The organism is Myxococcus sp. AB025B (assembly GCF_006518215.1).
Classification (GTDB): domain Bacteria; phylum Myxococcota; class Myxococcia; order Myxococcales; family Myxococcaceae; genus Myxococcus; species Myxococcus fulvus.
Genome location: NZ_SRLW01000082.1, coordinates 26,314 through 34,976, shown reverse-complemented (window position 1 = coordinate 34,976; position 8,663 = coordinate 26,314). Strand labels below are relative to the sequence as shown.

Here is an 8,663-nt window from a genome sequence, read left to right as displayed (position 1 = left end):
GCCCTCCTGTCGCTCCCCGCGGACCGCCCCCGTCCGCCGCTCCAGCGCTTCCAGGGCGCTCGGCGGACGTTCCACATCCGCGAGGAGACGGCGCTGGCCGTCGATGCGCTCTGCCGCCAGGAGCGCGCCACGCTCTTCATGACGCTGCTGGCGGGCTTCTGCGCCCTGCTCCACCGCTACTCCGGCCAGGAGGACCTCCTCGTCGGCTCGCCCATCTCCGGACGCATCCGGCCGGAGGTCGAGGGACTCATCGGCTTCTTCGTCAACACGCTCACGCTGCGCAATGACCTGTCGGGCAACCCGCGCTTCACCGAGCTGCTCGCGCGGGTGCGCGAGACGACGCTCGGAGCCTTCGCCCACCAGGAGCTCCCCTTCGAGAAGCTGGTCGAGTCCCTCCAACCCGAGCGCACGCTCAGCCACGCGCAGCTCGTCCAGGTGATGTTCGTGTTGCAGAAGGCGCCCGCGCTGGAGGAGGACCCGTCCGCCTCGCTCCAGCTCTCCGCCCTGGCGGAGCCGTGGGAGACGGACACGGGGACCTCGAAGTGCGACCTCGTCCTCTACATGGCGAGGAGCGCCGAGGGCCTGCGCGCCACCTTCGAGTACGACACGGACCTCTTCGACGAGGCACGCATCGAGCGCATGGCCGGGCACCTCCAGGTGATGCTCGAGGCGGTGGCCGCCGACCCGCACCAGAGGCTCTCGGCGCTGCCCCTGCTCACGCCCGTCGAGCGCAACCAGGTGCTGCGCGACTGGAACAGCGCCTCCGCGGACTTCCCCCGGGACGTCTGCGTCCACGAGCTGTTCTCGCGCCAGGCCGCGAGGACTCCGGACGCCATCGCCGTCTCCTACGGCGGGCAGGGCCTCACCTATCGGGAGCTGGACGCGCGCTCCAATCAGCTCGCCCACCACCTGCGCTCACTCGGTGTGGGCCCCGAGGTGCTCGTCGGTCTGTGCGTCGAGCGCTCCGCGGACCTGGTCATCAGCATGCTCGGCATCCTCAAGGCAGGAGGCGCATACCTTCCGCTCGAGGCCTCCTATCCCACCGAGCGGCTGGCCTTCATGCTCCAGGACTCCCGCGTCTCGCTGCTCCTGGTCCACGCGTCCAGGCTCCAGCAGCTGCCCCCCTTCGAGGGGCCGGTGGTCCGCATCGATGACGAACGGGAGGTCATCGCCCGGTGCTCCGAGCTGCCGGGGGTCTCCAGCGTCTGCTCCGACAACCTCGCCTACGTCATCTACACCTCCGGCTCCACCGGCAGGCCCAAGGGCAGCGCCATCCTCCATCGGGGAATCTCCGCCCTGCTCTTCCAGACGAACTTCGTGCGCTTCTCGCCGAAGGACCGCGTCGCCCAGGCCTCCAACGCCTCCTTCGACCCGAGCACCTTCGAAATCTGGGGGGCGCTGCTGAATGGGGCCCGGCTGGTCGGCATCACCGCGGACCCGGCGCGCGAGCCCCACGAGCTGGCCGCCCAGATTCGGGACGAGGCCATCACGGTGATGTTCGTCACCACCGCGGTGCTCCACCTGCTGGCGCGGCAGATTCCGGAGGCGTTCCGCGACGTGCACACGCTCGTGTTCGGAGGCGAGGCCGCGGACCCGCTGGCGCTGCGAGAGGTGCTCCGACACGGGCCGCCGCGCCGCCTGCTCAACGGCTACGGCCCCACCGAGTGCACCGTCTTCTCGACCTTCCACGCCATCGACTCACCGCCGCCGCTCGGACAACCCGTCCCCATCGGGCGGCCCATCACCAACGGCCCGGTCTACCTGCTGGACGAGCACCTGAGGCCGGTGCCCGTCGGTGTCCCCGGAGAGCTGTACGTCGCGGGTGAGCGGCTGGGCCGTGGTTACTTCCATCGTCCGGACCTCACCGCGCGCACGTATGTGCCCGACCCCTTCGCCACCCAACCGGGCGGGCGTCTTTACAAGACGGGCGACCTGGGCCGCTATCTCGCCAACGGCCGCATCGAGTACCTGGGCCGCGCCGACCTGCAGGTGAAGATTCGCGGCTTCCGGGTGGAGCTGGGCGAGGTCGAGGAGTCGCTGCGGCAGCACCCCTCCGTGGAGGACTGCACGGTGGTGGCGCTGGAGGTGGGAGGGGACCGCAAGCTGGCCGCGTTCCTCGTGTCGCGGGGACAGGCGCCCGCGCAGTCCTCCCTTCGTGCGTGGCTGCGGGAACGATTGCCCGAGCACATGGTGCCGACGTCCTTCACGGTGCTGCCCGCGCTGCCGCTCACGCCGAACGGCAAGGTGGACCGACGGGCCCTGCCCTCGCCCGAGGCGCCCCAGGGGGAGGCCTCCACGCAGCAGGCCCCGCGCACCTTCACGGAGGAGACGCTCTGCCGGATGTGGGCATCCCTGCTGGGGATGGCCCGCGTGGGCATCCACGACAACTTCTTCCAGTTGGGTGGGCACTCGCTCCTGGCCACACAGGTGGTGTCGCGGGTGCGCGCCGAGCTGGGGGTGGAGGTCTCGCTGCGCACGTTGTTCGCGGCGCCCACGGTGGCGGACCTGGCCAGGCACGTCGCCCGCGCGGAGCCCCCCGTGACGCTCGCGCGGCCGGTGCCTCCGCTGCGCAAGGTGTCCCGGGAAGGAGCCCTGCGGGTGTCGTTCGCGCAGGAGCGCCTGTGGCGGTTCTTCCAGCGGGCTCCCGAGTCCAGCGCCTACAACATCCCGCGCGCGTTCCAGTTGAAGGGACGATTGGAGGCACGGCACCTCGAGGCGGCGTTCCAGGGGCTCATCGCCCGACATGAGACCTTGCGAGTCACCTACTCCGAGGAGGACGGAGTGCCGCTGCAGCACCTCCAGGCATCGATGGACTTCCCCTTCCGGGAGGTGGACCTCCGAGGGCGGGAGGACCGCGAGGAGGAGGCGCGACGCCTGATGTTGGAGTCCGCGCTGCGTCCGTTCGATTTGACGCGCGGGCCGCTGCTCCACGGGATGCTGCTCCGACTGGAGGACGAGGAGCACCTGCTGTTCTGCTGCATGCACCACATCACGGCGGATGGCTGGTCCATGGGCGTCATGGCGCGAGAGCTCGGCCGGCTCTACACGGCCAGCGTCACGGGGGGAGCGCATGGGCTGCCGCCGCTGGGCATCCAGTATCCCGACTACGCGGCCTGGCAGCGCGACTGGCTGTCCGGGGCGGAGCTGAAGGAGCGGCTGGGGTTCTGGCAGAAGGCGCTCGCAGGAGCGCCCACGCGGCTCGACCTCCCCGCGGACAAGCCGCGGCCCTCGGTGCGGACGTTCAACGGGCGCAATCTGACCGTGGCGCTGGGCGTGGAGCGCAGCCAGGCCCTGAATGCGCTCTGTCGGCAGGAGCAGGTGACGCCGTTCATGGCGTTGCTCGCCGTCTTCGGCGCGGTGCTGGCAAGGAAGGCAGGGCAGGAGGAGGTGGTCATCGGCTCGCCCATCGCCAACCGCCTCCGTCCCGAGCTGGAGCCGCTCATCGGGATGTTCGTCAACGGGCTGTGCCTGCGGGTCAACCTCCAGGGCCGCCCCGCCTTCCGGGAGCTGCTCCAGCGCGTGCGCGAGGAGACCCTGGCGGGGTATGCCCACCAGGAGGTCCCGCTGGACCAGGTGATGGCCTCACTCGGGGTGGAGCTGCCCGCCAACCGCCCGCCCGTGTTCCAGGTGATGTTCGTGCTGCAGAACGCACCCACCGCGCCGCTGGAGCTGCCGGGGCTCACGGTCCTCAACGAGCCCGTCAATCGCGGCTCCGTCACTTATGAGATGACGTTGGCGCTGACGGAGACGCCCGAGGGGTTCTCGGGCATCCTGGAGTTCAACACCGACTTGTTCGAGCCCACCACCGCGGCGCGCCTCCATGCGGAGCTGTTGGAATCGCTGGACGCCGTGCTGGCGGACCCGGATGCGAGCCTGGGACCGGAGGCGCGCGCGGGCTAGAAGCAATCCCCGCAGGCATAGGTGCCCGTCGGGCCCGCGTCGTAGGACGCCGAGCCCGATTCACAATACAGATGCAGGACGTTGTAGTTCCCGGGCCCGGCGTAGTTGCAGGGCCCGGTGTGTGCCGCCAGTCGCCTGCACTGCCAGAGATAGAGCGAGGTGTATCCCGAGGGACAACACAGCGCGGGCATGATGGCGAACCCCCTGCGCGAAAAGGAAAGACCCGGCCGGCCACGAGTGCCGACCGGGTCTGGATGAGCCCGAACAGGGGTTGTCCGCTCAGTGCGAGGCCTGCAACGCCTTGCGCTCCTTGGCGCAGAGCTGGATGAGCTCAATCATGCTCATGCTGCCGTTGCCGGTGTCGAACTTCTGGTCCTTGAAGTCGGGGTACCCGTTCTCCAGGATGCGCCCCTCCGCGATGCAGTCGTTGAGCTGCGCGAGCGCCTCGGGCTTCTTGCCCTTGGAGAGCAGCGCCTTCGCGGTGTCATACGCCTTGCGCTGGCCCTCCTGGAAGCGCAGCTCCACGTCCGCCTTCTTCTGCGGCGCCTGGATCGCCTCCGCCGTCTGCGCGCACTGGGCCATCACGTCCTGCGGCCGGGTGGGAATCCCCTCCACCAGCACGTCCACCCCGGCGAGGCTCGCGTTCTCCTTCACCATCCTCGCGCCCTCGTCCTGGCAGGCCCGGAGCTTCTCCGCCGCGCTCGCGTACAGCTCCTTGCGCTTGCGCAAATCCTTGGAGGACGCCGCCGACGCGAACGCCTTGCCGGCCGCCGCCAGCGCCTCCCCCGTCAGCTGCCGCAAGGTCCTCGCCTGCTTCGCGAACTCCAGCGCCTCCACCAGCTTCAGCCACTCGGCGCGCCCCCGCTCCGCGTTCGCCGCGTAGCCCGCGTCCTGCCGCTCCAGCGCCGCGTTCGCCTCGAAGAACTGCATCACCTCGTCCACGCCCTTCGACGCCGTCTCCACGTCGCCGTCCGTCGCGGAGATGCTCTTGGCCGCCTCCAGCTTCTCCTTCGTCAGCGCCAGTCGCGTGGACAGCTGCGCCCGGGCGTCCGCCGCGGACAGGACGATCTTCCGGCGGTTGATCCGCTCCGCCAGCTCCGCCATGCGCTCCTTCGTCTCCTTGGCGTAGATGGCGTAGTCGCGGTCCTTCTTCACGAACGCGGCCCCCGCCTCCAGCACCACACCAATCTGCTTCACGGCGTTGTCCGCCTCCTGCAGCTGCGCCGGGGTGGGAGACTCCTTCTGGATCTGCGTTACGAGCGCCGCCGCGTTCTTGCGCGCCTCGTCCACCTTCATCCGCTGCTGCGTCAGGTCGACCTCGTACCGGCGCCGCTCCATCGTCGCCCGGCCGTCCTTGAGCAGCTGCCGCGCCTCCGCCGCCGAGGGGCTGACGGCCGGGTTCTTCACGTGCACCGTCTCGAGCGTCTTCTCCAGGACGACCATCGCCGTCTTGGCCTCCTCGAACTGCTCGGGCGTCACGGCCCGCTTCTCCACGTTGCGCAGGGCCTGGACCACCTCGGCGCGGGCCGCGTCGAGCGTGCGGACCTGGAGCGCCACCTCCACCTCGACGAGCGTGTTCTTCACCTCGCCCAGGTACTGGCCGATGGCCTGGCTCCTCGCCGCCTGGGGCTCGTACTTGTCCACCAGCTTGCGCGCGACGAAGGCCGCCGTCTTCGCCTCGGCGAGCTGCTCGGGCGTGGGGCGGCGGGCCCGGAGCGCCTTCGCGGACGCGCGCAGCTCCTCGTGCGCGGGCTCCAGCTCCACCTTGACCCGGGAGACGCCCGCCTGGACGACGAGCTCATCCATCCGGCGCCGCGCCTGGGTGATCTCCGCGCGGGCCTTGTCCGCCTCCGCGCGGTACGCCTTGTCACGCGCCTCCAGCGGCGAGCCCTCGTCGAGCGTCTTCTGCAAGGCCACCGTGGCCTTGTCCGTCGCGGAGAACCTCTCGTCCGACCAGGCCTTGTTCACCTCCGCGAGCGCGTTCGCCAGCGACTTGCGGCTCTCGTCCAACAGCCCGCGCTGCTTCTGCGCCGACTGCTGCAGCCACCGCTCGTCGAGCGTCTTCTCGTGGCGGGCGATGGTCGCGTCGACCTCGGTGAGGTACTGGGCGAACTTCGGGTCCTGGCTCTTCAAGGGCCGCCCCTCCTCCGCCAGCTTCTTGAGCCCGTCCACCGCGGCGCGCGCCTCGTCCATGCCCTTGGAGCCGGCGTCCTCCTTCACGAGCTTCGCCATCCGCTCGTTCAGGGGCGCGAGCGCGCCGTCGATGCGGCGGCGGAACTCGTGGATGTGGACCTTGGCGCGGCGCTCGTCCACGTACTCACGCTGCGTGCGCAGCTGCTTGCGCGCGGCGAGGACGAGCTTGGCGTACTCCAGGTCCTCCGTCTCGAAGCTCGCCCCCGCGTTGAGCGCGTCCTTCAGCGCCTCCACCGCCACGACGGCGGCGTCGAGGTCCACGTTTCGCGGCGGCTCCACCTCGATTTTCTGGACGGCCGTCGCGAGCGCCGCGCGAGCCGACTCCACCTTCTTCGTGGCCTCCGCGATGGACTTCGCGGCGCCGGCCTCCGCAGACGCGGCGAAGGCCTCGGCGGAGGCGAGGATGCACAACCCCATCAACACCAGCACAGAAGTACGTACCATTCACACCAACCTACTACAGCGAGGCCGGGGGAGCCCCGGCATAGTGGAAGCGTCCTGAAGGCTGGCGGGAACTGAACGCGAGGTGGGAGACCCACGGACTCCCACCTGGGCCAGCAGACGACCAGGCGCCGGTCAGCTCCTCGCTGGGCAACCCCCGACACCTCACACCGGAGGAGCACCTCCAGGTGCTCGCCACGCTGACGCGCCTGCGCTCCGACGTGACGACGAAGGCCGGCTGCGTACGAGGGCCTCCTGGGCCGGAGCTCCGGCCCCTCAGGTCCGAAGGACGGCGACCGCCTCCACCTCGAAGAGCATCCCGTCCAGCGCCAGCCGGGGCACGGGAATCAGCGTACAGGTCGGCTTCATTCCACCACCCCAGGCCGCGTCCAGCTCGGGGCCGATGATGCGGAGCTTCTCCTCCGTGTGGTCCACCACGAGCATCGTGAGCTTGGCGACGTCGCCGACGCCCGCCCCCACCGACGCCAGCGCGGTGCGGACATTCTGGAGCGCCTGCCTCACCTGGAGGCGGAAGTCGGGCTCCAGCGCGCCGTCCTCACGCTCGCCGCCCTGCCCCGCCAGGTAGATGAGCCGGGTTCCGGCCGCCACCTGCGCCACGTGCGAGAAGCCATAGGGCGCCGGGTCGAACAACCCCTTCGGATTCGTCAGGACCAACGGCGGAGTCTTCGAGGATTCAGTGCTCTGTCCCATGATTCACCTGTGTGGAGTCCGCCCCCAATATGCGAGCGGGCATTCCCACCTTCAATCGAATCGGACCCGGGGCGTCGTCAGCGCGGCGCGGCCGACGTTTGGGCCGCATGACTCCGCCCCCACTCCGCCAGGGCGTGCACGGCATCATTGAGCGCGGCGCCCGCCGGCGTGAGCGAATACTCCACCTTGGGCGGCACCGAGTCGAACACCACGCGCGCCACCACGCCGTCGGCCTCCAGCTCCCGGAGCTGCTCGAAGAGAATCTTCTCGCTGATGCCGAGCACCTGGCGCTTCAGCGCGCCGAAGCGCGTGGGCCCCCGGTGCAGCTCCCACACGATGGTCGGCTTCCACTTTCCGCCGATGACCATCAACGCCGTGCCAAGCCCACAATCCACGGCGCGCTGCTTTCTCGCCATGCCCTGTCTCCTCCTCGTCCGGCACTTACCATTTTGTAAGTACTTGTCCCGCGCCGCGATTCATCCGAATAACAGACGCACGCATCCAGCGTAGCGCACCCAGGGACAGCAAACATGAGCAATACACGCGGCGACGTGACCGTCATCGGTCTGGGCAAGATGGGCTCGGCTCTCGCGGGAGCCTTTCTACGAGTCGGGCATCGGGTGACGGTCTGGAACCGCACCGCGAGCCGCGCCGAGCTTCTGCGACAAGCCGGAGCCGTGGTGGCCCCCAGCGCGGCGGCGGCGGTAGAGGCCAGCCCGCTGGTGGTGGTGTGCGTGTCCGACCATCCCTCCGCCCGCGCCATCCTCGAGGTGCCGGAGGTGACCTCGGCCTTGTCGGGGCGCACGTTGGTGCAGCTCAGCTCCGGCACACCGCAGGAGGCTCGCAACCTGGAGGCCTGGGCGCGCGGACGCGGCATTGACCTGCTCTGCGGGGCTGTCCTCGCCTGGCCCCGACAGATTGGCACCGAAGAAGGCGCCATCGTGCTCTCGGGCCCCGGCGAGGTGCTGCGCCGACATGAGGGCGTCCTGAGTGCCCTGGGCGGCACGCTCACGCACATGGGCGAAGCCATAGGCGCCGCCTGCGCGATGTTCTCGGCGGTGCTGACGTATCTGGCCACACACTGGCTTGGCTTCGCCCATGGCGCGCACATCTGCCGCGCCGAGGGACTGGACGTGACGGCCTTCGGCGAGACGCTGCACGCGCTCGCTCCGGGGCTGGGCCAGGACGCCCGCCACATGGCGAAGGTGCTCGAGACGGCGGGCTACGCCAACCCCGAGAGCACGCTGGAGACCGCGGGCAACGACATCACCCGGCTGGTGCAACTGTCGCAAGAAGCTGGCATCAGCGACGCGGTGCCCCGCTTCGTCGCCGGCATCTTCCGACAGGCCATCGACGCGGGGCATGGCGCCGAGGAGCATGCCGCCGTGTACAAGGTCTTGCACCGGACGCGCTAGGCG

The 8,663-nt window shown here is 69.9% G+C and carries 6 protein-coding genes; 2 read left to right on the top strand and 4 right to left on the bottom strand.

From position 1 onward, the window contains the following. Positions 1-3,900, top strand: a 3,900-nt coding sequence (locus FL311_RS16020) for a non-ribosomal peptide synthetase (protein ID WP_141326014.1), incomplete at its 5' end; no start/stop codon positions are given. On the opposite strand, the gene FL311_RS16015 is transcribed toward FL311_RS16020, so the two are convergent. The 4 genes from FL311_RS16015 to FL311_RS16000 form a co-directional block, all read right to left on the bottom strand. Then, on the bottom strand, positions 3,897-4,091 hold the full coding sequence (locus FL311_RS16015) for a hypothetical protein (RefSeq protein WP_141326013.1): 195 nt from the start codon (positions 4,089-4,091) through the stop codon (positions 3,897-3,899). The two genes, FL311_RS16020 and FL311_RS16015, sit on opposite strands and share 4 nt — an antisense overlap. Before the next feature lie 88 nt (positions 4,092-4,179). After that, the gene (locus FL311_RS16010; protein ID WP_141326012.1) at positions 4,180-6,537 is read right to left on the bottom strand and encodes a hypothetical protein; all 2,358 of its coding nucleotides are present in this window, start codon (positions 6,535-6,537) and stop codon (positions 4,180-4,182) included. A gap of 273 nt (positions 6,538-6,810) precedes the next feature. Then, a complete protein-coding gene (locus FL311_RS16005; protein WP_141326011.1) occupies positions 6,811-7,245 on the bottom strand; it encodes a RidA family protein in 435 nt (144 codons plus the stop codon). A gap of 77 nt (positions 7,246-7,322) precedes the next feature. Then, a complete protein-coding gene (locus FL311_RS16000) occupies positions 7,323-7,661 on the bottom strand; it encodes a helix-turn-helix domain-containing protein (RefSeq protein WP_141326010.1) in 339 nt (112 codons plus the stop codon). 114 nt (positions 7,662-7,775) lie between these two features. On the opposite strand from FL311_RS16000, the gene FL311_RS15995 reads away from it, so the two are divergent. Beyond that, on the top strand, positions 7,776-8,660 hold the full coding sequence (locus tag FL311_RS15995; protein WP_141326009.1) for an NAD(P)-dependent oxidoreductase: 885 nt from the start codon (positions 7,776-7,778) through the stop codon (positions 8,658-8,660). The last annotated feature ends 3 nt before the right edge of the window (positions 8,661-8,663 follow it).